We start from the raw sequence: 24,340 nt of genomic DNA, 5'->3' as shown, positions 1-24,340 counted from the left end.
GTACCTGCCGCCGGCTTGCCGGCAAGGGGACGGGGTCCCGGCCCGGGGGGCCAGGGATCCCACAGGCCCGAACTTACCCTAGCCCTGTCGTTGGGTCTGCGGGACGCGCAGGCTGCCGTACCTTTCCATCCGGTGCCACCGAAGGTGCACTCCGGCCACTGCTGTGACGACGGCCTGGATGACCACCAGGTACATGAGCTGCCGGTAGACGAACTGCTGCAGGGGAAGCGTCCAGAGCGGGCCGAGCCGTTCCCTGTCGAGCCGGAACGCGTAAGCAGCCATAAGGAATTGAACCGCCAGGAACAGGAGCCACAGCACCCCGATCCGCAGGGGGTCAAGGAAGATCAGGCCGTACAGGGCAAAGACATCAACGACGGGCGCGAAGAGGGGAAGCAGTACCTGGAGGACAAACAGGTAGCCGAGCCCGCGCCGGCCGAGCTTCCCGGCCGCGCCTTTTTGCAGCACAGCCCCCCGGTGCTTCCACATAGCCTGCAGGGTGCCGTAGCACCAGCGGTACCGCTGGCGCCACAGGGCGCCGAGGGTTGCGGGCGCCTCCGTCCAGGCCTTGGCATCCTCCTGGTACACCACGCGCCAGCCGTCCCGGCACAGTGCCATGGTCAGGTCGGTGTCCTCAGCGAGCGTGTCATCGCTGACACCGCCGACGTTGCGGAGGGCCTCGATCCGGAAGGCCCCAATTGCCCCGGGAACGGTGGGCATGCATTCGGCGACGTCGAACAGCCTGCGGTCGAGGTTGAACCCGACAACATACTCGATGTGCTGCCATGCACCCAGGATGCCTCCCCGGTTGGCCACCTTGGTGTTGCCGGAGATCGCGCCCACGCGGGGGTCCGCGAAGGGCTGGATGAGGGCGCGGACTGTATTCGGTTCGAAAACGGTGTCACCGTCCACCATGACAACAAGGTCGTGGCCCGCGGCCTGGATTCCGGCGTTCAGGGCGGACGGTTTGCCGCCGTTCTCCTTGCGGATGACGGTCACGCCGGGCAGGCCGAGAGCCTCCACGATGTCGGCGGTCCCGTCGGTGGAGCCGTCGTCCACCACAATGACTTCCACCGGATGCGTGGAGGCAAGGATAGACCGGACCGCCGCTTCAATTCCGGCGGACTCGTTGTAGGCGGGGACAATCACCGTCACCGGTTCGATGACCGCCGGCCCCACCATCACGTCGACGCGGCGCCTGCCCCGACCAGGCGTGGGGAGGCGCCGCGCTGCGCGACTGTGGCGGGCAGCGAAGAACATCACCAGGACGGCGCGCACGAAAGTCACGGCGCCGGCGGCAACGAGTCCCCACGAGATGGCCGTGACGACGAAGTCGCTGAGGCGGATGCCCCACACGAACGCAGAGCCGCGAACCTGTTCCACGCTGGATGCGGGGCGCATGCTGTCAATGCCCACCGCATCCCCGACCGTGGTGACGCGGTACCCCTGCTCCGAGAATCGGGAGAGGGCGGAGTCCAGCGCGGCGACGGTCTGTTCCCTGTCGCCGCCGCCGTCATGCATGAGAACCACCTGCCCCTGCGGCCCGGACGGCGTGAGATTGTCCTCGATCGCTCCGGCGCCCGGCGTTTGCCAGTCCTTGCTGTCCATGCTGCTCAGCACGGTGAGGTATCCCTCATCCGCCAGCCCCCGCAGCGCGGACCACATGCTGTCCGTAATGGCCCCGTTGCCGGCGGTGTAGGGCGGCCGCAGCAGGGACGCGGCCCGGCCGGTGACGCCCACAATCGCGTCCTGTCCGCCCTGCACCTCAAGTTCCCGGCGCCAGTCGGGAGCTGGGCCGAGGTCCGTGTGCGTCAGCGTGTGGACCCCCACTTCATGGCCTTCGGCCACGATGCGGCGCAAAAGATCCGGGTTGTCCACCGCTGCGGAGCCCACGACGAAGAAGGTCGCATGGACACGGTGTTCCCGGAGGACGTCGAGGATGCGGGGCGTCCACAGGGCGTCAGGGCCGTCGTCGAACGTCAGGGCGACCGTCCGGTCCGGCGGCCTGACGGACGTTACGGTCCCGCCACGGGAATCCAGCACCGGGCCACCGTGGGAAACGGCATCCGGGACATTCCCGGCGGCCTGGTTCACGGGCACCTGGTCCACGCCGGCACCGCCCAGGTGGTGCAGGTATCCCTGCACCACCAAAGCCAGCCCCAGCGCCATCAAGGTGGCCAGGAGGACGAACCAATGGGCCCTGACATTCGCGGGCACATTGCTCTTTGCGTTTCTGGTGCCCTTGTTCCGGAGGGTCATGTTACTGGCGGGAAGGGGCCGACGGCCGCGTTGCCTGGCCCGGCGCAACACCGCTGGACCCCGGCGCAACACCGCTGGTACCCGGGGCCGTCCCGCTGGAGCCGGGGGCGGTTCCAGCGGCACCGGGAGCCGTCCCGCTCAGTCCGGGTTGAGTGGACGCAGCAGGAACCGGAGCAGCAACAGGGGCGGAAGTCGCGACGGCGGTACCGCCCACCGGGGGTGCGGCCGGTGCGGCGGCCAGGGCCACCGGCACTGCCGCCGGGGACTGCTCAACGGGCGGAGCGGCGGGGCCGGACAAGGCTGCGGCAGTGTGGGAATCAGCCGCTGGTGAAGACGGCGGAATTGACGGCTGGTCGTGGGGGCCTGCCGCGGCGGGAAGGGGCAGGAAGGGCGCGGAGACCCCGGAGCCGCCAATGAACGCGGCAAGCACCAGGACGACGTATCCGGCCACCAGCCCGAGAACCCCCAGGCCAATCAGCTGGACCCGCCGGAGGCGCCGTCCTGAGGCATCAACAAAAACGGGTCCGCGCGGGGAACCTGCGGGCAGCTGATCGGAAGTCTTCTCAGGGGCTTTCATCGAGCATCAACCTTAGGGGACCCGGATTGGCTACCACAAAACCCGGGCCCCCGGCCCCTGGCCAACGGCGGGGTGGAAATCCAGGGGCGGGCCGTCACCATTCCACCCCGGCGCCGGCAAAGGCGGGCACCACTTTGGCCGGTCAAAACGAAAACGGCGTTCGAGTGCCACAACCATGGCATTGGTGTCGGATAGAATCCCCTCTCGGCGAGTCCCACTCGCCTCGATACCCGCTAAAGGGCGGAGGTTGACAGCAGAATACAAGGGGAAGCAATGAGGCATGCCGCGGCTAAGGTCCGGGCGCACGGCACCAACGGCTTTGGGGCCAGACGGGACATCCAGGGCCTCCGCGCACTGGCCGTTGGGATCGTCGTCATCTACCATCTTCGGCCTGAAGCCCTCCCGGGCGGGTTCGTAGGAGTCGACGTGTTCTTCGTCGTCTCGGGCTTCCTCATCATCGGCTCCCTTGCCAGGGAAGCGTCAAAGAACGCGTCAATCTCCGTTCCCGAGTTCTACGCACGGCGCATCCGCCGCCTCTTTCCGGCGTCGGCCGTTGTTTTGGTTGCAGTCCTGGCCGGGGCAATGCTGCTGCTTGCCCAAAGCCGCTGGCAGAACATCTCCTCCGATGTACTGTTCTCGCTGCTCCAGGTACAAAACTGGCATCAGGCCCTGTCCGCAGTCTCATACGCCGGCGCAACGCAGGAAGTGTCTCCCCTTCAGCACTTCTGGTCCCTTGCCGTCGAGGAGCAGTTCTACCTCGTCATCCCGTTCTTCTTCCTTGGCCTGATCTCCGCGGCGCTCGCCACAGGCAAGCCGCCCGGCCGCTTCATCGTCCCGGCGTTGTCCGTGACTGCCCTGGCGTCGTTCGTCTACAGCATCTACCTGAGCGACCATGAACACACCATCGCGTACTTTGCCACGACGACGAGGATCTGGGAACTCGCCGTCGGCGGGCTCGCCGCTCTCCTGCCGGCACTGCCGAAACCGTCCGGCCGGCTTGCGGCGGTCAGCGGGTGGCTGGGCGTCTCTGCCATCGTCGTCCCCGCTTTTCTCTTCAGTACTGACATTGCCTTCCCCGGCAGCATCGCCGGCATCCCAGTACTCGGGACCGCCATCCTCTTGCGCACTGGCCCTCCATCATCAGCCGTTCCGTGGTCCGCTTCCAGGTTCCTTGCCATCCGGCCCATGACGCTCGTCGGAGACGTGTCGTATTCCCTGTATCTGTGGCACTGGCCCGTCATCGTTTTCGCTGTCGCGCTCTTGGGCCGCGCGCCACGCATCAGGGAAGCGCTGCTTCTCGCCCTGCTCAGTCTTGTCCTCGCCGTAGCCTCCTACCACCTGGTGGAACAACGCTTCCGGCACCGCTCAGGGCATGCTGGCTGGAGCGTGTACCGCCGGACTTACGCGATGGCGCTGTGCGGCGCGATGGTGGTGTCCGTTGCAGCGTGGGCGCCGTGGCAGGTAATTGAGATTAAGCGCGCACAACTGTCGACCGAACTGTCGGACCACGATTACCCCGGCGCCCAGGCGTGGTCCACCCGCCCCGCGCCGGTACCTGCCGGCCTCCCCATCCGCCCTGATCCCTCGGTCGCCATGCAGGATGTACCTGCCACCAGCGCCGGGGCCTGCGGCGTTTACGACCCCGCCGTGGTGCCTGACACTGATTGCTGGTTCGGTTCGGTGGCACAGCAGGATGCGCCTGTTGTTGTGGTTGTCGGGGATTCACACGCCGGCCAGTTTGTTGACCCCCTCATTGCCGTATCCCGGAAGATCCCGCTGAGAATCCACGCCCTGGTGCGGAACGGCTGCCCGTTTGCCTTGACTCCGCCGCGGTCCGAGACCACCCTCTACGCCAACTGTTCGAACCAAAATTCCGTAACAGCCGAAAGAATCGCGGCAGGAAAACCGGACCTCGTCCTGGTTGCCGGGATGCGCGAGCCCGGTTACAAAAAGGCTCTTGGGTGGTCCTGGGCGCCGGATGCCCCGCTTGTCGAGGGTTATGTTCAGACCCTTTCCCGGCTGCGTGCTGCGGGACTGCGGGTCGCGGTCGTCGCGGACCTGCCGTATCCACAGGGCAACCCGGTGGAATGCATTCAAAAGTATGCCGACCACGGCGCTTGCGCCACGCCTGCCTCGGAGGCCCTTGCGGGCGGGGATGACGCGCTTGTGGGGGCGGCCCGCCGGGTTGGAGGCATTGAAATTGTTGACCTCTCCAGGCTCTTTTGCCGGGACGGCCTTTGCCCGGCTGTCATCGGGAACGTCTTGGTCTATCGGGACAACCACATGACCAATACCTTCGCGAAGTCACTGGGACCGGACCTCGCCGTCGCCTTACGCCTGGGGTAGGTGTCTGTTGCGGTTCCGGCAATCCCACAGACGGCGGCGGGGCCCGCTGACAGCCAGACTTCAGTAACGGCAAGGGATTTCGACGGCCGGACTGATGACCCAGGCGCAGGCTTTGGTTAGGATCAAGGTTCCACGCTCAGTCGTTTGAGGCCTTGGCGCCCGCCGTGCCCCCGGGAGCGCCAAGGAGGCAGAGAGGCCACCATGGACGTCACACAGGCTGCTGATTATCCGCTCGACCCCTTTCCCCACTACGAACAAATGCGTGCAGCCGCTCCTGTCTTCCAGGACGGCCAATCGGGGAGCTGGCACGTGTTCCGGTATGACGATGTTCAGCGGGTGCTGTCCGAGCACGCTACGTTCTCATCCCGCATGGGCGGTGAAAATCCGTCCGGCTCCGGCCAGCTCTTCGCCTCAAGCCTCATCACCGCCGATCCCCCGAGGCACCGGCAGCTGCGCTCCCTGGTGACACAGGCTTTCACGCCAAAGGCCGTTGACGCGCTGGCTCCACGTATCGCCGGCCTCACGGACGAACTCCTGGAGGGGATCGCGGCCCGCGGGAGCGGTGACCTGATCAAGGAATTGGCGTACCCGCTGCCGGTCATCGTGATTTCCGAGCTCATGGGCATCCCGGCGGAGGACCGCGAGCGTTTCAAGCAATGGTCCGACGTGATTGTCAGCCAAACCCGCACTGGCCCGGCCAGCGACGGGCAGGACGCAACCGCCTCAGAGATGGTCGAATACTTCCTGGCCCTCATCGACCAACGCAGGAGCCGCCCCGGCAGGGACCTGATCAGCAGCCTGCTGTCTGCCGAGATTGACGGCCAAAAGCTCACGGTCCCTGAACTGCTCGGCTTCTGCAGCCTGCTGCTCGTCGCCGGCAATGAGACCACCACCAACCTGATCGGCAACGCCGTTCTATGTTTGTCTGAGTCGCCGGGCTCTCTCGAGCGTGTCCTTAAGGAGCCGGCCCTGCTTCCCCAAACCCTCGAAGAGGTACTGCGGTTCCGGTCGCCGGTCCAGTCCATGTACCGGGTGACGGTGGCCGAGACGATTTTGGGCGATCAGCGAATCCCGGCCGGGGCACCGGTTGTTGCCTGGATCGGGTCCGCCAACCGCGACGGGCAGCAATTCGAGCGGCCGGCGGAGTTCGACATTGACCGCAACCCCAACCGTCATCTGGCGTTCGGCCACGGCATCCACTTTTGCCTCGGCGCGCCCCTTGCCCGACTGGAGGCCAGGATTGCGCTGGAGGCACTGCTGGCCCGCTTGCCTGGGCTCTCCTTGGCTCATGAAGCGCAACTGGAGCGGATGGAAAGCACCATCGTTTACGGACTGAAGGCACTTCCCGTCAGGTGGCAGCCTGCCTGACGCACGGACGGCCGAGTCCACGGGGAGACCCCGTATGCACCTGAAGCCGGCACTGCGACCGCCAGCCGCCCGGCATCATTCGGGGGTGCCCGTTTCTGCGGCGTAAGCGGTCGCCTGGGCCCGCACCTGACGGATGTAGGCATCGGACTGGTTGTAGGAGTGGATGGCGTCTGCCCACCCCTGCGGGGTTGTGAGGTCCCGGCCGTGGGCGCACAAATATGTGGCCGCGCTGAGGGCGGCGTCGTCGATGTTGGACGGGTCCGCTGTTCCGTCCCCGTTCCCGTCCCTTCCTGCAAGCCGCCACGTGGAGGGAATGAACTGCATCGGCCCCACCGCGTGGTCCCACCGGGCGTCGTCGTCAAGGGCGCCGCCATCCGTATCCGCGATGGCGGCGAATCCATCGCCGTTAAGGCTTGGTCCCACGATGGGCCCGCTCGCATGGCCGTTGCTGTCCAGGCGGCCGCCGCCATAGGTTCCATGGGCTGATTCGACGAAGCCGACAGCAGCCAGAGTATTCCAGCCGATTCGACACATCGGGGTGGCGTCATTGGCCGTGGCGGCGGCACCAACGTAGGCCCGCAGGGCCCGGGCAGGGATACCGGTCTGGGTGGAAGCCTCCAGCAGCCACTGGGCGTCCGGGCTGCGTGTTACGTTGACGGCGGTGTCGATGCCGGCGGGGCCGAGTGCGAAAGTTGCCCCTGCCCGCGGCGGTGCGGAAAAGGCCACCCGGGCGTCCGCGCCCGGCTGCCGGATGAGCCAGAAGGAGACAGCAGTGCTGATGCAAACGACAAACAGGCTGAAAACAACAAAGCGTTTTACACGGAGCACTGACTAATCAAACCATCAACCGCGAGGGCTGAAGGACGAGCCGGTTCCCAACCCACCATGCAGCGCCCGGGAACATCGTCGGATCCATCTTCTTCAGCACGCAGTATCGGTACCATCAGGCATGGGCAGGAAGAACTACCTCATCGAAGGCGGCTCAGGAACCGGCAAGACCGCTGTCTGCGACGAGTTGCGCCGGCGCGGTTATCACGCAATCAACGGTGACCGCGAACTGGCCTATCAAGGCGATCCTGAGACCGGTGAACCACTCGCCGGCATCACCGGCGTCTCCGTGCACCATCACCATCTCTGGAGGGTGGACGACGTGAAGGCCCTCACCGAAGACCGGCGGGAGGCGGTGACGTTCTTCTGCGGCGGATCCAGGAATCTCTCAAAGTTCATTGAGCTTTTTGACGCGGTGTTCGTTCTTGAGGTGGACCTCGAAACGCTTCGCCGGCGGCTTGATGCGCGCCCAAAGGACGAGTGGGGAGGGCGCCAGGCTGAACGGAAGCTCATAGAACGCCTTCACGGAACACGGGAAGAAATCCCGTCCGGTGCCATTGCGATCGACGCTACTGCACCACTCCAGAGCGTGGTGGATGGCATCCTCCACAGGACCGGAACAGGTTCCGGGAGCTAAGCAGGCGGTTTACGAAACCTGCGCGCGATGGTTGTCTGCAAGGACGGCAAGGTCGCGGATCAGGCGCTGTACCTCATGTTCCCGCCTGCTGGAACGCGAGGTCTGTTGAACCGTGCTGGGTCTTGCCAAGGGCCCCACAGGTGGAGCGGGCACCGGCCGCGTCACCGTATGTTCGTCCTTGGCGGCCGGCGGATTGCTTGTGCTCATGCGGCCCCCCTTGGCCTGGTCAATTGGGGGACTGTCCCCCAAGTCGTAGCTGTACGGCCACTTTAGGAAGCCCTGCGGCCACGGGGAAGATATTTTGTCCACTACAGGGATTTATTGTTTCAATCTTGAGCTTGGCTTCATTGTCGGCTGTCGACCAAGAACCCCCACGGCCTCCCGCCGCGAAGGTGCTGCCAGTGACCGGACCATTGCCTTGAACCGCGGCCATGGCGACCATGGAAAGGTGGGAATGAAGGACAGGCAGCGTGGTCTTGCTTTCACCCTTTGCTTGCCGATTGTGGCCTGGGGAACCGCCGGCTGCGCGTATGAGTACAAAGAGACTGTGCAGAGTCCCATGGCGAGCCCGTCCCCAGTCGCTGATTCCCCTGCCCCCTACGTTGACCCGCTCGTCCTGGAGCGCGAGGTGGGAAACTATGCTGAGCTGGACCGGCTTCTTAAGGCAGTACCCGGGCCTGCGCTCCTTTTCGAGGAGGGACCCCTGGATGGCCCCGTCAGGGGGTTTGGCACGATGGCGAAGGTGCCGGCGGCTGGGCTGTACACCGTCACCGTAGCCTGCGTGGGTGGTTCCGGCGCTGTGGTCTCCGTGGGGCAGGAACATCCCGGCGCCCCCTTTCAGCCGGTGGAGCTGTGCCTGAAGTGCGCAGGGGCCACGTCCAGGGTCCTCCCACTTGAGCAGGGGTACGTTTTTGCGCATCTGGTGCTGCCCGTTCCGGGCGATACGCCGTGGACAGGGGCGGTGGGCGGAGTACGTGTCACCGGTCCCGGCGCGTCATCGTTGGGCCCGTCACCGGATTCTTTGTTGGACTCCTCCAAAATCGAGTCGCCCAGGGAGAACTAGCGTCTGCTGTGAGGCATATTCCATGTAGACGCAAAGGACCAATTAATGACCATCCAGGCAAACCTTCCCAGCGCCGGCAGCACCGGGACCACCGCGGGCGGAGGCTACGCAATCCTGGAAACCGCCCGCCGGCAGGTTCTCGGGGACGGCATCGGCCTGAACCAGGCCCAGCTCGAAGAGGTCCTCCGGCTCCCGGATGAGGCACTTCCAAGCGCCCTTGAATTGGCCCACCAGGTACGGCTCCGCCACTGCGGGGAGGAAGTGGAGGTAGAGGGCATTATCTCCATCAAGACCGGCGGCTGCCCGGAGGACTGCCATTTCTGCAGCCAGTCCGGTCTCTTTGACTCCCCCGTCCGTGGCGTGTGGCTGGATATCCCGGAACTGGTCAAGGCCGCCAAGGAGACAGCCGCCACCGGGGCCACGGAGTTCTGCATCGTCGCTGCCGTCCGGGGGCCCGACATCAAGTTGATGAACCAGATCAAGTTCGCCATCGACCGCATCACCCAGGAAGTGGACATCAACATCGCCTGCTCGCTGGGCATGCTGACGCAGCGCCAAGTGGACCAGCTCAAGGAGTGGGGGGTGCACCGCTACAACCACAACCTGGAAACGGCACGCAGCTACTTCCCCGAAGTCGTCACCACCCACACCTATGAGGAACGGCTGCAGACCTGCGCCATGGTCAAGGACGCCGGCATGGAACTGTGCTGCGGCGCCCTTATCGGAATGGGTGAAAGCCTGGAGCAGAGGGCTGAACTGGCCGCCCAGCTCGCAGCCCTGGAACCCCACGAAGTGCCGCTCAACTTCCTCAATCCCCGGCCTGGAACCCCGCTGGAGAACCAAGGCATCATGGACGGCAAGGACGCCCTCCGCGCCATCGCCGCCTTCCGCCTGGCCATGCCCCGCACCGTTCTTCGGTACGCCGGCGGCCGCGAACTCACCCTCGGCGACCTCGGCACCCGCGATGGCCTGCTCGGGGGCATCAACGCCGTCATCGTGGGCAACTACCTCACCACCCTCGGCCGCCCTGCCACCGCAGACCTGAACCTGCTCGTGGGCCTCAACATGCCCATCAAGGAACTTCAGAAAACGCTGTGAAGAGAGCTTTTCCCTCCATGCATTCAGCCGCCGGGAACTTTTGCGGGCACTGCGGCGAGGCGTTCGACGGCGGCAACCACCCGCCGTCGTACGCCCACCAACGCTGCGGCGAACGCATGGCAATGGAACCGCCGCGGTACTGCGCCGCCTGCGGGCGCCGGATGAAAGTACAGGTCACGCCGCTTGGCTGGACAGCGGAGTGTTCCCGGCACGGCGTGGTGGTGGCCTGAGCCGGGGGCTTTGCCCACGTCTATTGACTATGGTGTGGCACCGCGCTATACCTCAACTAAGTCCAGCAGCAGGCCCCGCTTCAGCTCAGCCGGAGGCCGCTGTGACATCACCCCTATCCCCCACCCGCTGCAGGATCCTGCGCGTCAGCAGCCACCCCGGACCCCACCATGGCATGGGACCGCCCGTGGTGCGTCCGGGTACAGAGGCACCACGCCAATGACCCCGTTCTTTACGTGAACCAGCAAACCCCTGCTTCCTGAGGAAGTGCCGCAGTGGACACGATTCCGACAGTGCTCCTTGTCATCGGCGTTGCGTTCGCCTGGATCGGCCTGACCGTCCTCGTGATCGTCCATCTTCGCCGCCGAAGGAACGGATCCACCCTGGTGGCATCAGCGCCGTCTACCACGGTCCACCTTCATGCAAGGCCATGGCACAGCCGCATGCGCCGAAACCGTGCCGCTCCACACCCCCGGAGGGTAAGCCTGCGGCGGGCACGGGGCCGAGGCAATACCCCCCACATCTGATCACTGTCTCGAAAGCAGCGCCACGCTGGACCCATGCATACTGAAAGCACCGCCATGGTCCCAGGCACCAAATCGCCATCAAGGAAGATCAGCCGTGTACCGCCTTCTTCGCTTTGCAGGCCCCGGCAAAGTAGAGATCATCGAGAGCCAGAGCGTTGCCCTCCAGCCCGGAGAGGTTCGGGTCCGCACCCTGTTTTCGGGTATCTCGGCCGGGACCGAGATGACCGCGTACCGGGGCACTAATCCCTACCTGACCTCCGTATGGAATCCCGGGATCCGCCTGTTCCAGCAGGATCTACGTGAACCGCGGCTTGGCTACCCCCTGGACGGGTGGGGATACTCGGAGGTCGGAGAGGTCGTGGAGGTTGCTGCCGTGCCCGACCCGGTCGATGAGGGGAAGGACGCCGGCCGGCCTGTCAAAGTCGGAGACACCGTCTGGGGCATTTGGGGGCACCAGTCCGAGGCTATCCTGCCGGCAAAAACCGTGGCCGGTCACCAACTGCCCGAGGGCATGGACCCGCTCGCTGCCGTATTTGTGCGGGTGGGAGCGATAGCCCTGAACGCCGTCCTGGCAGCTGACCTGGGGGTGGGTTCGACGGTTGCCATTTTTGGCCAGGGCGTCATCGGCCTGCTGGCCACCCGCTTCGCCGTTTTGAACGGCGCGACGGTGATCGCAGTTGACGGAATCAGGGTGCGCCAAAACAAGGCACTCGCTTGGGGTGCGGAGGAAGCCTTGGCGCCGGACCCGGATCCCGCAGCCCGGATTCGCGAACTTACCGGCGGCATGGGGTGCGATTGCGCCATTGAACTCAGCGGGAACTACCGCGCCCTCCACGAGGCCACGCGGGCCGTGGGTGCCGATGGCACAGTGGTTGCTGCCGGCTTTTACCAGGGCGGCGCGGCACCTCTCCGCCTGGGAGAAGAGTTCCACCACAACCGGGTCCAGATACTCGCCTCGCAAATCGGTTCGGTCCCAAACCGGCTGCGCACCCGGTGGAGCGTTCCCCGCCTGGAACAGACAGTGATCGCTTCGATCGCGTCCGGCGCCCTGGATGCAGCCTCGCTGGTGACCCACCGGTTCGACATCGCAGATGCTGCCAAGGCCTACGAGCTGTTGGATATCAATCCCGAGTCTGCCCTTCAGACAGTTTTGGAGTTCCGATGATCCCGCTCACCGTACAAGAGCAGCACCTGCCCGGTAGCTGCCTGGAGGAGAAATTTGAGAGAGCCGTTGCCTGGGGCTTCGACGGAATTGAGCTCCGCGCCCAAGGCGACCTGGGTTTCCAGAACCGTCTGTCCGAGCTTCGGCGCGCACGGAAGAACGGAGTGGTCATGCCCACCGTATGCGTGGACATGCTTCACTTCATCGGAGACTTTGACGAGGCCCTCCGTCGGGACGCCGTGGTTCAACTTCGATCCCAGCTAAGTGTCATGGCCGAGCTGGGGGGCCGGGGCGCCGTAACCCCGGCCTCCTACGGCATGTTTTCAAAACGCCTTCCCCCGTTCATTCCGCCGCGAACCCAGGAGGAGGACACGGCCGTGCTTGTTGATGTTCTCGGTCAACTTGGCGGGCACGCCGCGCGCGAAGGCGTAGAACTGTACCTGGAACCCTTGAACCGGTACGAAGACCACATGGTCAACACACTCGCCCAGGGCGTGGAACTGCTGCGGAAAGTCGGACTCGGTTCGGTCAAGCTTGCCGCAGACACCTATCACATGAACATTGAAGAAGCAGATCCCGCAGCGGCCCTGGAGGCAGCGGGCGCTTTCGTCGGCCACGTCCAGGCCAGCGACTCCAATCGACTGGAACCGGGCGCCGGCAACATCGACTGGGCTCGGATCGGCGCCGCCCTCAAGGCCATGGGGTACCAGGGAACAGTGGCCCTCGAGTCCCGGCTTTCCGGTCCCCCTGAACTGGTCCTGCCCCGGGTCCCGGAACTGCTCAGACGCTTCCTCTGAGACGCTGGCCTTCCGGGGGATAATCCATCGGTGGCCGGCGCCTTTGTAGAACGATGCTTTCTTGCCGCCGCTGAACGCCCTCCTACATCCGTCCTGAGGCAAGATCTGCGTCGACATTCGCATCCGCACCGCTCATGTCCTGCGAACTGTCCGAACGCACCGTCTCTTCCTTGGACGCCTGCATTGAGCGCCAGACTGCTGCCCCGGCTGCCAACGCTGCGAGCCCTGCGATCCACCACCACACCCGGAAGGCCGGCTGCCGGGACCTCACCGGGCCGCGTCTCTTGGCTCGTGCGGCCGGTTTCGGGCCAACGCGCTTAAGCTGTCCCTGGACCCGTGGCGTCAGTGTCTCCACACCCCCGGCAAGCTCATCGGCCAACCGGCGCAACAGCGCCTGGAGGCGGGGAGAAGCGGTCTCGATGCCTGCATCCAGCCCGGCCACCGCCCGCTGAAGCGCAGCCTGCACACCAGGCGTGGCCCATTCCCTGCCTCTGGCCAGCTGGCCCATGAGGTTCTCGGAGAGATGATGGACCCGCTCGGTTTCAGTCATTGCTGCTCTGCGCATGGATGCCTCCTTGATGTAATGGATGACGACAGACTAGGGCGCGAAGAAGTGCCCAAACAGGGTCTTTGGAACCAAGACAGGTATCCGGGGCGTCCCGGCGCTCCAGAGGTACAGGGTGCCATGACCAAAGCCCCTACTCCGCCATTGCCTGCGCTATCACGCTGGGAGTTGGGGGTAGCAGCTCCCGGGTCACCGGCGGGCGCGCGTTTGGTCAGGCAGGAGGGTCCCCATGACAACGCAACCACAGCCCGGAGTGCCGCTCGTTTCGGGCGCCGCCGGCAAGGGGTTCTCCTCGTTCACGAGGCGCCATCCCTTGCCTGTTTTCTACCTCCTCGCATTTTTCATCTCCTGGGGCGGAATGGCTGCCATTCTCAGTGCAGGGCACCTAACCGTAACCTGGGCCGCGGCGGCGCTCCCGGCAGGGCCCGCCGCAGCCGGCGTTTCCCTTACCGCCCTTCTATACGGCCGAACAGGGCTTCGGGAACTCGGGACCCGGCTGCGCCAATGGCGGGTGGGCCCCCGGTGGTACCTTTTCGCCCTTCTTACTGGCCCGATCGTCATGGCTACGACGGCGGCCTTGGTCTCGATGATGTTTCCGGGTTACTACGCGGGCACGACCACACTGGAGGGGACAGCGGCCATTATCCTGGGCGGCCTCCTGGTCGGGCTCGCGGTCGGCATCCTGGAAGAGCTTGGCTGGACGGGCTTTGCCCTGCCCAGGCTCCGTAGGCGTTACGGCATTCTTTTGACTGGCCTCATCATGGCCCTGCTGTGGGGAACCTGGCACTACCCGATGTTCGCGGACAGCACTGACCCTTCAGGAGCTATGCCAAACGCGGTTATCGTGGCGGTGTTCCTGTTTGCCTGGCTGCCCCCATTCCGGGTGCTGATGGTGTGGGTCTACGACCGGACAGGGAGCCTCCCGCTGGCGATGCTCATGCACGCGCCGCTTTCGGCAGGGGCGTTCATCAACTCTTTCATGGCATCAGGTACGGCGACCGGAATGGCGGTCCTGATGCCGGCACTGCTTTGGGGTGCTGCATTCTGGACGATTGTTGCGGTTGTCTTCCTCGTCAAAGCCCGTCGACTTCGGGACGCAAACCCTTAGCGCACCACCTTGCGGTGGCCTGCGTCCAACCGCTGGGTCCACCCCCGCGAATCGAGGTGTTCCAGCAGTGGAACCGCTATCCGGCGCGTCGTTCCGAGGGCTTGGCGCGCCTGGCTGGTGGTAAAGGGCTGCTCCAGGCCGGCTAGGGTTCGCATCGCAAGGGCCGGCGCCGTTGGCAGCAGCACCACGCCGTCACGCAGCCTTAGCAGGCGGCCCGAGCGTTCTGCAGCAGCCAGCTCCCGCGTGCCCAAACCCAGCGCGGCCAGCTCCTCGGATTCCGGGGCCTGGAACGTATGCGTGGTGAGCCTGCGCTCCAGCTCGGCAATTGCCGGTTCGATGGGGCCAAGGTGGCCCCGGCTGCCGGGCAGCCGGATGTGGCCTGCGTCCTGTTCCAGGGCGGCCCCACGGATGACATGGGAAAGCAGCTTCTCGTCGGGCAGGCGAAGCAGGTTGCGGGCTGCCCCCATGGAAAGGCCCGGCGCCAAGGGATCGGATTCCTGCAGCGCCTGGACTGCGTTGCGAAGCTGGTGCTGCCAGGCCTCAAGGACAGGAGCGTGCACCCACCAGTCGTCGATGACCTGCACGCCGGGCGGCCCTTCCGGGTCCTGCCCGGACAACAGCCCGAGCCGGCGCAGATGCTCCACCTGCACGGCTTTGCGGGCTGCCACCTCCCCCAGCACGTCGCCCGCCGGGTCCATGGCCGCAAGCCGCTGGGCCCAGTGGGCGCCGTCTCCGCGCCGCCGCAAGGCCGGTGGATCGGCGTCGAGGATGCGTGCCCCGCCCAGCACAGAGCGGCTTCCGGGGTCGCGAAGCACCAGCCGGTCGCCCAGGACGAGAGGCAGGTGCCTGTCAAGGACGAGCCTGGCGTGGTCGGCGCCGAAAGGACGCAGCCTGGCCGGCACGGACGCGGTGCCAACATGGACCATGAGCTGCTCCGGCACATCCGTATACCCCACACCGGTGGTCCGTTGGATGCCCACGACGCCGGTGGTGGGCCAGGCATCGGGGGTGAGCAGCGCATCACCGCGCCGGATGTCCGTGGCGGAAACGTCGCGCAGGTTGAGGGCCACACGGCTGACTGGCGCCACCGAGGTGTACGAGGTGTCGCGGCTTTGCAGGCCACGGACGACGACGGACCGGGAACCAAGGTGACCAAAGAGGCCCAGCCGGTCCCCCTGGACGATCGTTCCTGCGGCCAGCGTTCCGGTCACCACGGTGCCGGAACCGGTGATCGTGAACGACCGGTCCACCCACAGCCGGACCCGCCCATCTATGGCGGGTTGGGGCACACTGGCCAGGACGCCGTCGAGCGCTGAACGCAGCTCAGCCAGGCCGGTGCCGTCGATGGCGGACACGGCAACGGCCGGGGCATCCCTCAGACCAGTCCCGGCCAGCTCCACCCGGGTGCGTGCCAGGACGTCCGCCACCCGCTGGCTGGACGCCCGGTCCGCGCGGCTGAGGACCACCACGCCGTGCTCGATGCCCAGCGCCGCCACGGCGTCCCGGTGGTCACTCGACTGGGCCTGCCAGCCTTCGTCGGCGGCGACGACGAAACACACCACCGGCGCGGGTCCGATGCCGGCAAGCATGTTGCCCAGGAAACGCTCGTGGCCGGGGACGTCGACGAACGCAACGTCCTGCCCGGACGGCAACGTGGTCCAGGCGTAACCCAGGTCGATGGTCAGCCCGCGGCGCCGTTCTTCTTCCCAGCGGTCCGGCTCCATGCCGGTAAGGGCGCGGACAAGGGTGCTCTTGCCGGAATCGACGTGACCGGCCGTGGCAACGACGTGCACGGTTCAGCCCGCCCTGCCTGCATCCGCAGCCTCGAGGGCTGCCAGCGCCTGCCGAATGGCCTCGAGAATCCGGTCGTCGTCCGCGGCGGGCACGCACCGCAGATCGATCAGGCAGGAACCGTCGTGGACGCGCGGAAGCACGGCGGGATCGCCGGTACGCAGGAGCCGCGCCAGTCCTTCGGGGAGCCGGAGCGCCCACCCGGGCAAGGCAAAACCGGGGGCGCCCCCGCCGCCTACCCTGCCGTCATGCGGCACCACCGCTGCCCCGAGTTCCTGGGCCAGCCGTTCCGTGCGGCGCCGCAATTGCCCGACGTCGGCGTGCAGCGCCTGTACGACGGGCGGCATTCCGCCGGCCACGGTCGCCTCCAAGGCAGCGAGGGCAAGTTTGTCGGCCCGGACGGCCCGGGCAAGCGGGTGGCGGGCCAACCGGGTGATGACCTCCTTGCGGCCCAGCAGCAGGCCCGCCTGGGGTCCGCCGAGAAGTTTGTCGCCGCTGGCGATGACGACGTCGGCCCCGGCCGCCAAAGCGGAGGCAACATCAGGTTCATCAGGGAGGTGCGGGTCGGGTGCCAGCAGTCCACTGCCAAGGTCGGCCACGAGCGGTACTCCGTGTGCCTGCGTCAGCGGGGCCAGTTCATGCAGCGGAACAGCGGAAGTGAAACCGTCTACCCGGAAGTTGCTCGGATGGACCTTCAGCACGCAGCCCGTATCGGCGCCGAGGGCCGCGGCGTAGTCGTGCAGGTGGGTCCGGTTGGTGGTGCCCACCTCGCGAAGCCTTGCCCCTGTCGATTCCATCAGGTCGGTGAGCCTGAAGCCTGCACCGATCTCAACGAGTTCGCCGCGGCTCACCACCACGTCCCGGCCGGCGGCCAGGGCTGTAGTGGCCAGTACCAGCGCCGCTGCTCCGTTGTTGACCACCAGTGCGTCCTCAGCGGCGGGACAGGCGGCGAGCAGTACCGCCCGGGCCCCGGCGCCACGGCGGGAGCGGTTTCCGTCAGCCAGGTCGAGTTCCACGTCAACGTAGCCGCTGGCTGCGATAACAGCTTCGACCGCGGCCGCGGAAAGGGGTGCCCGCCCCAGGTTGGTGTGGACGATGACCCCGGTGGCGTTCAGCACCGGGCGGAGGGTTGTTGCCTTGCGGTCAGCGACGGCGGCCAGCAGGACTGGCTCCACCTGGCCGGGAGGAAGGTCACCGCGCCGGGCCTGGTCCTGGATGTCCCGGACGAGTTCGCGGATCACACGCTCACTCAGCCGTGACCGGGCTTCGCGGACGGGCGGCAGTGCCAGCAGGTCGTCCGTGCGGGGAATTAGGCGGCGGGGATCGACGTGGTCCACAGCCCTCCTCATATCGCGGCATTCACTGCCGAAAGTTGGCGGTGGCGGACGGGAATCGAACCCGCCAGGCCGAGATGCTCAGCCGCACCGGTTTTGAAGACCGGGGGGCCCACCAGGACCCGGACGCCACCGCGCCTCAATATAGCAGGTCGATTCACGGGGGTACGCTAGGCGGGTGAATGAGGCCCAGACGTCAGTCCAGCAACTTGATGAGGGCGCCGTGGGCGCCCTTCGGCTCACCGACTACGCCCACGGAGGAGGCTGTGCCTGCAAGATCCCGCCGGGTGAGCTCGAAGATGCCGTCCGTGGCCTCATCGGCCAGCCGGGCGCAGAGGTGCTGGTTGGCCTGGACAGTGGCGACGACGCGGCGGCCGTCCTGGTGCGGGACGACCTCGCGGTTCTTACCACGGCGGATTTCTTCACTCCCGTTGTCAACGATGCCTTTGACTGGGGCCGGATCGCCGCCGCCAATGCGCTCTCGGATATCTATGCAATGGGCGGCAGGCCGGTCACGGCCATCAACCTGGTGGGCTGGCCCCGCGGCGTCCTGCCAATGGAGCTGATGACGGAGGTCCTCCGCGGCGGGCTTAGTGTGGCGTCGGAGGCCGGTTGCCCGGTGCTTGGCGGACACTCCATTGACGATCCGGAACCCAAGTACGGCATGGCCGTCACCGGCGTCGCGCACCCGGACCGGCTGCTGCGCAACGACGCCGCCCGGCCGGGCCTGCCCATCACGCTGACCAAGCCGATCGGCGTCGGGCTTCTCAACAACCGGCACAAAGCGACCGGTGAAGTGTTCGCCGAGGCGATAGCGACCATGGTGGGCCTCAATCGCGACGCGTCCGAGGCAGCGGTGGCCGCCGGCGTCCGGGCAGCAACGGACGTCACGGGTTTTGGCCTGCTTGGCCATCTTCACAAGATGGTCCGGGCATCGGAAGTGGGCGCAGTGATCGACCTGAAGGCGGTACCGCTGATTGATGGAGCCCGCGAGGCACTGCGCGACGGCTTTGTCTCCGGCGGGACCCGGCGCAACCTCGACTGGGTGCGGCCGCACCTGCAGACCGCACCGGGCATCACCGAAGACGACCTGCTGCTGCTTGCCGATGCCCAGACTTCCGGCGGGCTGCTGGTGGTCGGCGAGCTGCCAGGGCACCCCGTCATCGGCCACACCACTGCCGGCCGGGGCATCAGGATCCGCTGATGCCTGGCGGCCAGGTCAGCTGGCGGTCGTGATCGCGTCCCCGGTTACGCCCGCTGCGCGGCGGGCTGCGAGCCGGGCCTTCTGCGGTTCGATGGTGTACCGCGGGTCCTTGGCAGAGGCCAGCCCCGCTTCGAAGATGCCAAACCGGGTCAGTGCAGAAGCGGCCAGCAACGCCACCCCCGAAGCGGCAGCAGCGACGCGGTTGCGGCCACCCAGCACGGTTCCCAGGCCGCCGGCGACTGCCAACCGCTCGCTCCACTTCAGCATGGTGCCTGCCTTGCCCTGATGAAGGGGCTCGGCTGCCACCGGATCCATCCGGCGCTCCATGATCTTCATGGCAAGCACGTCGCCCACGACGCCAAGCACCGCGAGTTTGCGGGCGGGACCGGTCTCGCGGGCCGGCGTGGTGACCATGGCGAGCCCGGCAGAAGCGAGGCACGCCGAACTGACGAAGACGAACGGCAGTTCCTCGTGCGCAGCGTTCCAGGTGGGGGTGGCGGTGTCGCCAAGCAGCACAGCTGTGTATGCCGCCAATGGTCCGGCGAACACCGCAGCCTCGACGCCCGCCGGTCCTTCCACGGCCTGCAGCACCCTGCGCAAGGGTCCCAGCGGCAGCCGGTTTCCGCTCATCCGGTCGATTTCGGCCACTGCGGCAACGCCCGCACCTGCGCTGAAGGCGCTGAGGATCCAGGAGCCCACGCTCATCGGCGAGGTCACTTTGAAGGTCCGCAGCATATGCAGGAAACGCTCCGGCCTGCCCAGGTCCTTCACCAACGCGACGGCGCCGGCACTCACGGCGGCCAAGGCACCCAGCCGGGCATTCCGGCGAAGTATCGGCCGTCCGGTCAACTGGCCGCCGAGGCCAAGCAGCGCCGAGCCTGCTGCCACGCCGCCCAGGAACAGGTAGATGGCAACGTCATCGCCCCACGGCGCGGGCTTTACGACGGGGCGGCCGTAGTAAGAGGTGAATTCAGGCTCCGGGACCATGGGCACTTCGCGGGAACCGTCCCCGTTGTCCCTGCGGCGGCGCAGGCCGGGTTTGCCGTCCTGCCGGCGGCGCCGGGCACGCTCCGCCGGCCGGAAGCTGTCGAATTCCGAAAGGGTCACGCCCGTCCTCCCAGGAAAGCCAATGCTGCAGCCGCGGCCATGCCCGCTACAGCCATGCCTGCCCGCCGGTACATCTGCGGCAGGTCGGCTGTGGGGACGCGCGGGTCCGGCGGGAGCCCGTACACCTCGGGCTCATCCAGCAGCAGGAAGACCGATCCCGTTCCACCGACGCCGTCGTTCTCGTTCGCACCGTAGAGCCGCGCTTCGGTGAGGCCTTGCGCGTGCAGGTGGGCCACCCGCTCCCGGGCTGTTTCCACCATGTCGTCGTGGTCGCCGAACTTGATGGACGTCGTCGGGCATGCCTTGGCGCACGCGGGCGTCTCATCGGCCACCAGCCTGTCGTAGCACAACGTGCACTTCTGGGCCACGCCCACGTTGGGGTCGGCGGGATGCTTTTCGTGCTGCTCGTCCCGCTGGCCGGCCACCTTCACCGTGCCATTGCTGCGGCGTTCGATCACGCCGAAGGGGCACCCGGCCACGCAGGTTCCGCAGCCGTTGCAGACGTCGTCCTGGACCACCACGGTGCCGAATTCGGTACGGAAAAGGGCCCCCGTGGGACAGACGTCAAGGCATCCGGCGTGGGTGCAGTGCTTGCAGACGTCGGAGGACATCAGCCACCGGAAGTCTGCCGTGTCCGGGGGCGTCGTGTCGGCCTCTGCCAGGTCGGTCGCTGCGGACCCTGCCGTGGCGGGAGGACCAATGCGGGGCATGCCCAAATTGACCAGGGCCCGCCCGGATTCCCGGGCCTCGGTAATGCGTTCCTGGCCTTGCTCAATGAACGCCACATGCCGCCAGGTGCTGGCGCCCAGGGATCCGGTGTTGTCGTAGGAAGACCCCAGCAACTCGAGGTTTCCGTCCTGCGGGTTGTGGTTCCATTCCTTGCAGGCAACTTCGCAGGCCTTGCAGCCGATGCAGATCGAGGTGTCGGTGAAAAATCCCTTGCGCGGATGGTTGTGTTCCCAGTGGGCATCGGCGGTGGGGTCGGTCGGTCCGGACAGCTGGCCCATCTAGTCCTCCGTTGTGGGATCGGTATGCGGGGCGGGTTTGTTGCCTTCCGCCGTCGGATTGGTGACGGCGCTGTTCCCCGTCTCGATGGTCACTCCTGCCCGGGCCTGGTACTCCGCAACCAGGGCAAGCAGTTCCTTCCCCCGCGGACGGCGGCCCGGACGGATATCGCACGAAGCCACCTTGGACTCCTGGATCTGGACGTTGGGGTCCAGGGTCACACCCAGCAGGTCGTTGGCCGCGTCACCACTGACCACGGCATTGCTGCCGACGCCCCAGTGGTAGGGCAGCCCAATTTGATGCACGGTGTGGCCGCCAACAGCCAGGGGCCTCATCCGGTCCGTGACAAGAACCTTCGCCTCGATGGCGGAGCGCGGCGAAATGATCGTGGCCCACCCGTACGGCTCAAGTCCGCGCTCGGCGGCCAGTTCAGGCGAGACCTCGCAGAACATCTCCGGCTGGAGCTCCGACAGGTATGGGAGCCAGCGGCTCATCCCACCCGCCGTATGGTGCTCCGTGAGCCGATATGTGGTGAAGACGAACGGGTAGACGTCTGCCCCGCTGGTGCCGGCGCTCGGTGCGCTGAGGTTGTCCGCGCGGGGGAACACCAGCCGCGCAGGACTTTGCTGCTGCGGATAAAGCGCGTTCGCCACCGGTGATTCCTGCGCCTCGTAATGGGTGGGAAGGGGTCCATCCATGAGGCCCTTCGGCGCGAACAACCAGCCTTTGCCGTCTGCCTGCATGATAAAGGGATCATCACCGCTGAGTGCGGCTGGACCACCGACAGAGGGATCGGGTTTGCTGCCAGGTGCCCGGTCAACCGGGAAGTCCGGCACGTCGTCTCCGACCCACTTACCCTGTTCCTGGTCCCACCAGATGTATTTCTTCCGCTCGCTCCACGGGTTGCCGGCCGGATCAGCCGACGCGCGGTTGTAGAGGATCCGGCGGTTGGCCGGCCATGCCCAGCCCCATTCCGGGGCCGCAGGCCCCTGTTCCTTGCCCGGCTTCCGGTTGGCGGCATGGTTGACACCGTCAGCGTACACACCGGTGTAGATCCAGCAGCCGGCCGCCGTGGATCCGTCGGCGCGCAGTTCGGTGTATGCCGAGAGGGGCTTGCCCGCATCCGGGCCGTCCAGGTGGCGGCCGTTGATTTCCGCCAGCACGGCTTCACCATCAGGTTCGCCATGCCCGTCCGTGGGGTAGTCCCAAGTGAGGTCCAGCAGCGGACGGTCCCGTTCGTCCTGCGACCCGGCCAGTTTCTCCCGGATCCGCTGGCCCAGTTCGAAGAAGAACTGCAGCTCGCTCTGGCACTCCCCCGGCGGCGACACCGCCTGGTGCCGCCACTGCAGCAGGCGCTGGGTCTGGGTGAAAGAGCCGGCTTTCTCAACGTGGGTTGCGGCAGGCAGGAAGAACACTTCGGTCTCGATGTCCTCGGTGCGCAGCTCCCCGGATTCAATTTCCGGACCGTCTTTCCACCACGTGGCCGACTCGATGAGGTTCAAGTCACGCACCACCAGCCACTTCAGGTGCGACATGGCCAGGCGTTGCATCCGGCCGTGGGCCGAACCCACTGCAGGATTCTGGCCGAGAAGGAAGTAGCCCTCAACTTCATCCTCGAGCATGCCCATTACTGTCTCGTACGTTCCGTGGGCCCCCGTCAGTCTCGGGAGATAGTCGTAAGCCCAGTCGTTGTCCGCGTTGGCAGCCTCACCCCACCAGGCCTTTAGGAGGCTGATGGTGTAGGCGTCGGCATCAGCCCAAAAACCCTTCTGTTGCTTCGAGCCAATGACTGACAGGTACTCCTCAAGGCTGTCATGGCGTCCGGCGCTGGGCATGGGCAGGTACCCGGGCAGAAGGTTGAAAAGGGTGGGGATGTCCGTTGAGCCCTGGATGCTGGCATGGCCACGCAGGGCCATGATCCCGCCACCGGGGCGTCCGACGTTCCCGAGCAGAAGCTGCAGGATGGCGGCGGCCCGGATGAACTGAGCCCCAAGGGAGTGCTGGGTCCAGCCGACGGCGTAGGCGAAACACGTCGTGCGGTCGCGCCCGGAGTTTTCCGTGATGGAGCGCGCCAGGTACTCGAAGTCCGCGGCGTCGATCCCGCACATGTCCTGGACCATCTCCGGGGTGTAGCGGGCGTAGTGCCGCTTGACGATCTGGAAAACAGTCCGCGGGTCCTGGAGGGTGTCGTCGCGCTGCACTTCGGCGTGCTCCAAAGGTGGTCCGCCGCTGCCAAAGGCGTGGCCGGCGGCGCGGGCCGTGGCATCGGCTCCGTGTTCCGAACCTGGCCCGGGCTCATCGATGGCACCGTCCCCTTTTTCCGCATAGGCCCACGATGACGTGTCGTAGGCGCGCTTCTCCGGATCAAAGCCGGAGAACAGCCCACCCAGGTCCTCGGCGTCGCGGTAATCCTCATGGACCAGCGTGGCGGCGTTGGTGTACGCGCTGACGTACTCCTTGAACCACAGGTCATTGGTGAGGACATAGTTGATGAGCGCACCAAGGAGAACCACGTCGGAGCCTGCACGAATGGGAATGTGCTTATCCGACACTGCCGACGTCCGCGTGAACCTGGGGTCAACGTGGATGACCTTGGCTCCGCGGGCTTTAGCCTCCGCTACCCACTGGTATCCCACGGGATGGCACTCGGCCATGTTGGAACCCTGGATAACGATGCAATCGGCGTTGGCCATGTCCTGCAGTGACTGCGTTGCACCACCGCGTCCAAACGAGGCTCCCAAACTGGGAACCGTGGCGGAGTGTCATATGCGGGCCTGGTTCTCGGTCTGCACCGCCCCTGCAGCCGTGAAGAGCTTCTTGATCAGGTAGTTTTCTTCGTTGTCCAGGGTTGCGCCGCCCAGCGAAGCAATGCCCATGGTGCGGCGAAGCAGCCGGCCCTGGTCGTCCTCCTGCTGCCACGTCCTGCGGCGCGTTTCGATGAACCGGTCCGCCACCATCTCGACGGCCGTGACCAAATCCAGGTGTTCCCACTCCCTGGAGCGCGGCGCACGGTAAAGCACCTTGGTCTGCCGGCCTGGTGAATTGACCAGTTGCTCGCTGGCAGAACCCTTGGGGCACAGGCGGCCGCGCGAGATGGGTGAGTCCGGATCGCCTTCGATCTGGATGACCTTTTCGTCCTTGACGTAGACACGCTGTCCGCAACCCACGGCGCAGTAGGGGCAGACGCTCTGGACAACGCGGTCAGCAGTAGCTGTGCGGGGGGCAATGGCCTGGGTCTTGGCCGAGGTGACAGCGGGCCCACGGCCCAGCAGATCCCCCGTCGACAATTGACGGATGACCGGCCATTGAAGGAAACTTCGCGGTGCCATTTGTGGAGCA

At 66.2% G+C, this 24,340-nt stretch carries 20 protein-coding genes and 1 tRNA gene; 10 read left to right on the top strand and 11 right to left on the bottom strand.

What is annotated here, in order from left to right; genetic code table 11:
* Nucleotides 1-78: 78 nt before the first annotated feature.
* Together FB478_RS01660 and FB478_RS01655 are read right to left on the bottom strand one after the other, a co-directional pair.
* Nucleotides 79-2,214, bottom strand: a complete 2,136-nt coding sequence (locus FB478_RS01660; RefSeq protein ID WP_261377335.1) for a bifunctional polysaccharide deacetylase/glycosyltransferase family 2 protein — start codon at nucleotides 2,212-2,214, stop codon at nucleotides 79-81.
* A gap of 43 nt (nucleotides 2,215-2,257) precedes the next feature.
* Nucleotides 2,258-2,833: a hypothetical protein gene (locus tag FB478_RS01655; protein WP_134165394.1), complete on the bottom strand. Its 576-nt coding sequence runs from the start codon at nucleotides 2,831-2,833 to the stop codon at nucleotides 2,258-2,260.
* Between the two features lie 273 nt (nucleotides 2,834-3,106).
* On the opposite strand from FB478_RS01655, the gene FB478_RS01650 reads away from it, so the two are divergent.
* Complete coding sequence (locus FB478_RS01650) at nucleotides 3,107-5,179, top strand: acyltransferase family protein (RefSeq protein WP_144599687.1); 2,073 nt, start codon at nucleotides 3,107-3,109, stop codon at nucleotides 5,177-5,179.
* Nucleotides 5,180-5,380: 201 nt separating this feature from the next.
* Nucleotides 5,381-6,547 (top strand): cytochrome P450, encoded by a 1,167-nt coding sequence (locus FB478_RS01645; protein ID WP_144599686.1) that lies wholly within the window; start codon nucleotides 5,381-5,383, stop codon nucleotides 6,545-6,547.
* 75 nt (nucleotides 6,548-6,622) lie between these two features.
* Here the strand turns inward: FB478_RS01645 and FB478_RS01640 are convergent, their stop codons facing one another.
* Nucleotides 6,623-7,375 carry a lytic transglycosylase domain-containing protein gene (locus tag FB478_RS01640; protein ID WP_018771012.1) on the bottom strand — a complete coding sequence of 251 codons (753 nt, stop codon included), beginning with the start codon at nucleotides 7,373-7,375 and terminating at the stop codon, nucleotides 6,623-6,625.
* A gap of 121 nt (nucleotides 7,376-7,496) precedes the next feature.
* On the opposite strand from FB478_RS01640, the gene FB478_RS01635 reads away from it, so the two are divergent.
* Nucleotides 7,497-8,012 (top strand): nucleoside kinase, encoded by a 516-nt coding sequence (locus FB478_RS01635; RefSeq protein ID WP_144599685.1) that lies wholly within the window; start codon nucleotides 7,497-7,499, stop codon nucleotides 8,010-8,012.
* Between the two features lie 9 nt (nucleotides 8,013-8,021).
* Here the strand turns inward: FB478_RS01635 and FB478_RS01630 are convergent, their stop codons facing one another.
* Nucleotides 8,022-8,219 (bottom strand): hypothetical protein, encoded by a 198-nt coding sequence (locus tag FB478_RS01630; protein ID WP_134165398.1) that lies wholly within the window; start codon nucleotides 8,217-8,219, stop codon nucleotides 8,022-8,024.
* A gap of 352 nt (nucleotides 8,220-8,571) precedes the next feature.
* Between FB478_RS01630 and FB478_RS01625 the strand changes: the two genes are divergently transcribed.
* The 5 genes from FB478_RS01625 (at nucleotide 8,572) to FB478_RS01605 (ending at nucleotide 12,887) form a co-directional block, all read left to right on the top strand.
* Nucleotides 8,572-9,075: a hypothetical protein gene (locus FB478_RS01625; RefSeq protein WP_223995009.1), complete on the top strand. Its 504-nt coding sequence runs from the start codon at nucleotides 8,572-8,574 to the stop codon at nucleotides 9,073-9,075.
* A gap of 45 nt (nucleotides 9,076-9,120) precedes the next feature.
* Complete coding sequence (gene bioB / locus FB478_RS01620) at nucleotides 9,121-10,173, top strand: biotin synthase BioB (protein WP_144599684.1); 1,053 nt, start codon at nucleotides 9,121-9,123, stop codon at nucleotides 10,171-10,173.
* Nucleotides 10,170-10,403 (top strand): hypothetical protein, encoded by a 234-nt coding sequence (locus tag FB478_RS01615; protein ID WP_261377334.1) that lies wholly within the window; start codon nucleotides 10,170-10,172, stop codon nucleotides 10,401-10,403. The genes bioB and FB478_RS01615 overlap by 4 nt, the downstream gene beginning before the upstream one ends.
* 619 nt (nucleotides 10,404-11,022) lie before the next feature.
* Nucleotides 11,023-12,093 carry a zinc-binding alcohol dehydrogenase gene (locus FB478_RS01610; protein WP_144599683.1) on the top strand — a complete coding sequence of 357 codons (1,071 nt, stop codon included), beginning with the start codon at nucleotides 11,023-11,025 and terminating at the stop codon, nucleotides 12,091-12,093.
* Complete coding sequence (locus tag FB478_RS01605) at nucleotides 12,090-12,887, top strand: sugar phosphate isomerase/epimerase family protein (protein WP_144599682.1); 798 nt, start codon at nucleotides 12,090-12,092, stop codon at nucleotides 12,885-12,887. The genes FB478_RS01610 and FB478_RS01605 overlap by 4 nt, the downstream gene beginning before the upstream one ends.
* Nucleotides 12,888-12,969: 82 nt before the next feature.
* On the opposite strand, the gene FB478_RS01600 is transcribed toward FB478_RS01605, so the two are convergent.
* Entirely contained in the window at nucleotides 12,970-13,452 is a 483-nt protein-coding gene (locus FB478_RS01600) for a hypothetical protein (RefSeq protein ID WP_056390133.1), read from the bottom strand.
* A gap of 229 nt (nucleotides 13,453-13,681) precedes the next feature.
* Here FB478_RS01600 and FB478_RS01595 point away from each other — a divergent pair, with 229 nt between their 5' ends.
* Complete coding sequence (locus FB478_RS01595) at nucleotides 13,682-14,560, top strand: CPBP family intramembrane glutamic endopeptidase (RefSeq protein WP_018771019.1); 879 nt, start codon at nucleotides 13,682-13,684, stop codon at nucleotides 14,558-14,560.
* Here the strand turns inward: FB478_RS01595 and selB are convergent.
* From selB to FB478_RS01580, 3 genes are all read right to left on the bottom strand, one after another.
* Nucleotides 14,557-16,353, bottom strand: coding sequence for a selenocysteine-specific translation elongation factor (gene selB / locus FB478_RS01590; protein ID WP_144599681.1), 1,797 nt, complete (start codon nucleotides 16,351-16,353; stop codon nucleotides 14,557-14,559). The two genes, FB478_RS01595 and selB, sit on opposite strands and share 4 nt — an antisense overlap.
* A gap of 3 nt (nucleotides 16,354-16,356) precedes the next feature.
* Nucleotides 16,357-17,688 (bottom strand): L-seryl-tRNA(Sec) selenium transferase, encoded by a 1,332-nt coding sequence (selA, locus tag FB478_RS01585; protein ID WP_144599680.1) that lies wholly within the window; start codon nucleotides 17,686-17,688, stop codon nucleotides 16,357-16,359.
* A 36-nt stretch (nucleotides 17,689-17,724) separates the two neighbouring features.
* Nucleotides 17,725-17,819, bottom strand: a tRNA-Sec gene (locus FB478_RS01580).
* Between the two features lie 89 nt (nucleotides 17,820-17,908).
* On the opposite strand from FB478_RS01580, the gene selD reads away from it, so the two are divergent.
* Nucleotides 17,909-18,889 carry a selenide, water dikinase SelD gene (gene selD / locus FB478_RS01575; protein WP_144600025.1) on the top strand — a complete coding sequence of 327 codons (981 nt, stop codon included), beginning with the start codon at nucleotides 17,909-17,911 and terminating at the stop codon, nucleotides 18,887-18,889.
* A 15-nt stretch (nucleotides 18,890-18,904) separates the two neighbouring features.
* Here selD and nrfD read toward each other — a convergent pair whose 3' ends face one another.
* The 3 genes from nrfD to fdh are packed head-to-tail and all read right to left on the bottom strand — an operon-like array spanning nucleotide 18,905 to nucleotide 24,330.
* Entirely contained in the window at nucleotides 18,905-19,996 is a 1,092-nt protein-coding gene (gene nrfD, locus FB478_RS01570; protein WP_056390125.1) for an NrfD/PsrC family molybdoenzyme membrane anchor subunit, read from the bottom strand.
* Nucleotides 19,993-21,003, bottom strand: a complete 1,011-nt coding sequence (locus FB478_RS01565) for a 4Fe-4S dicluster domain-containing protein (protein ID WP_018771024.1) — start codon at nucleotides 21,001-21,003, stop codon at nucleotides 19,993-19,995. Before FB478_RS01565 ends, nrfD begins: the two co-directional genes overlap by 4 nt.
* The gene (gene fdh, locus FB478_RS01560; protein ID WP_261377333.1) at nucleotides 21,004-24,330 is read right to left on the bottom strand and encodes a formate dehydrogenase; all 3,327 of its coding nucleotides are present in this window, start codon (nucleotides 24,328-24,330) and stop codon (nucleotides 21,004-21,006) included.
* Nucleotides 24,331-24,340 lie beyond the last annotated feature (10 nt).

The sequence above is a fragment of the Arthrobacter sp. AG367 genome, assembly GCF_007828995.1.
GTDB lineage: Bacteria > Actinomycetota > Actinomycetes > Actinomycetales > Micrococcaceae > Arthrobacter.
The sequence above is the reverse complement of the archived record's forward strand: the minus strand, read 5'-3'. Positions and strand labels throughout refer to the sequence as shown.

Coding starts and splice junctions, on each gene's coding strand:
- FB478_RS01655 (WP_134165394.1), bottom strand. CDS start 2,833: ATGAAAGCCCCTGAGAAGACTTCCGATCAGCTGCCCGCAGGTTCCCCG.
- FB478_RS01650 (WP_144599687.1), top strand. CDS start 3,107: ATGAGGCATGCCGCGGCTAAGGTCCGGGCGCACGGCACCAACGGCTTT.
- FB478_RS01645 (WP_144599686.1), top strand. CDS start 5,381: ATGGACGTCACACAGGCTGCTGATTATCCGCTCGACCCCTTTCCCCAC.
- FB478_RS01635 (WP_144599685.1), top strand. CDS start 7,497: ATGGGCAGGAAGAACTACCTCATCGAAGGCGGCTCAGGAACCGGCAAG.
- FB478_RS01630 (WP_134165398.1), bottom strand. CDS start 8,219: ATGAGCACAAGCAATCCGCCGGCCGCCAAGGACGAACATACGGTGACG.
- FB478_RS01625 (WP_223995009.1), top strand. CDS start 8,572: ATGGCGAGCCCGTCCCCAGTCGCTGATTCCCCTGCCCCCTACGTTGAC.
- bioB (WP_144599684.1), top strand. CDS start 9,121: ATGACCATCCAGGCAAACCTTCCCAGCGCCGGCAGCACCGGGACCACC.
- FB478_RS01605 (WP_144599682.1), top strand. CDS start 12,090: ATGATCCCGCTCACCGTACAAGAGCAGCACCTGCCCGGTAGCTGCCTG.
- FB478_RS01600 (WP_056390133.1), bottom strand. CDS start 13,452: ATGCGCAGAGCAGCAATGACTGAAACCGAGCGGGTCCATCATCTCTCC.
- FB478_RS01595 (WP_018771019.1), top strand. CDS start 13,682: ATGACAACGCAACCACAGCCCGGAGTGCCGCTCGTTTCGGGCGCCGCC.
- FB478_RS01565 (WP_018771024.1), bottom strand. CDS start 21,003: ATGGGCCAGCTGTCCGGACCGACCGACCCCACCGCCGATGCCCACTGG.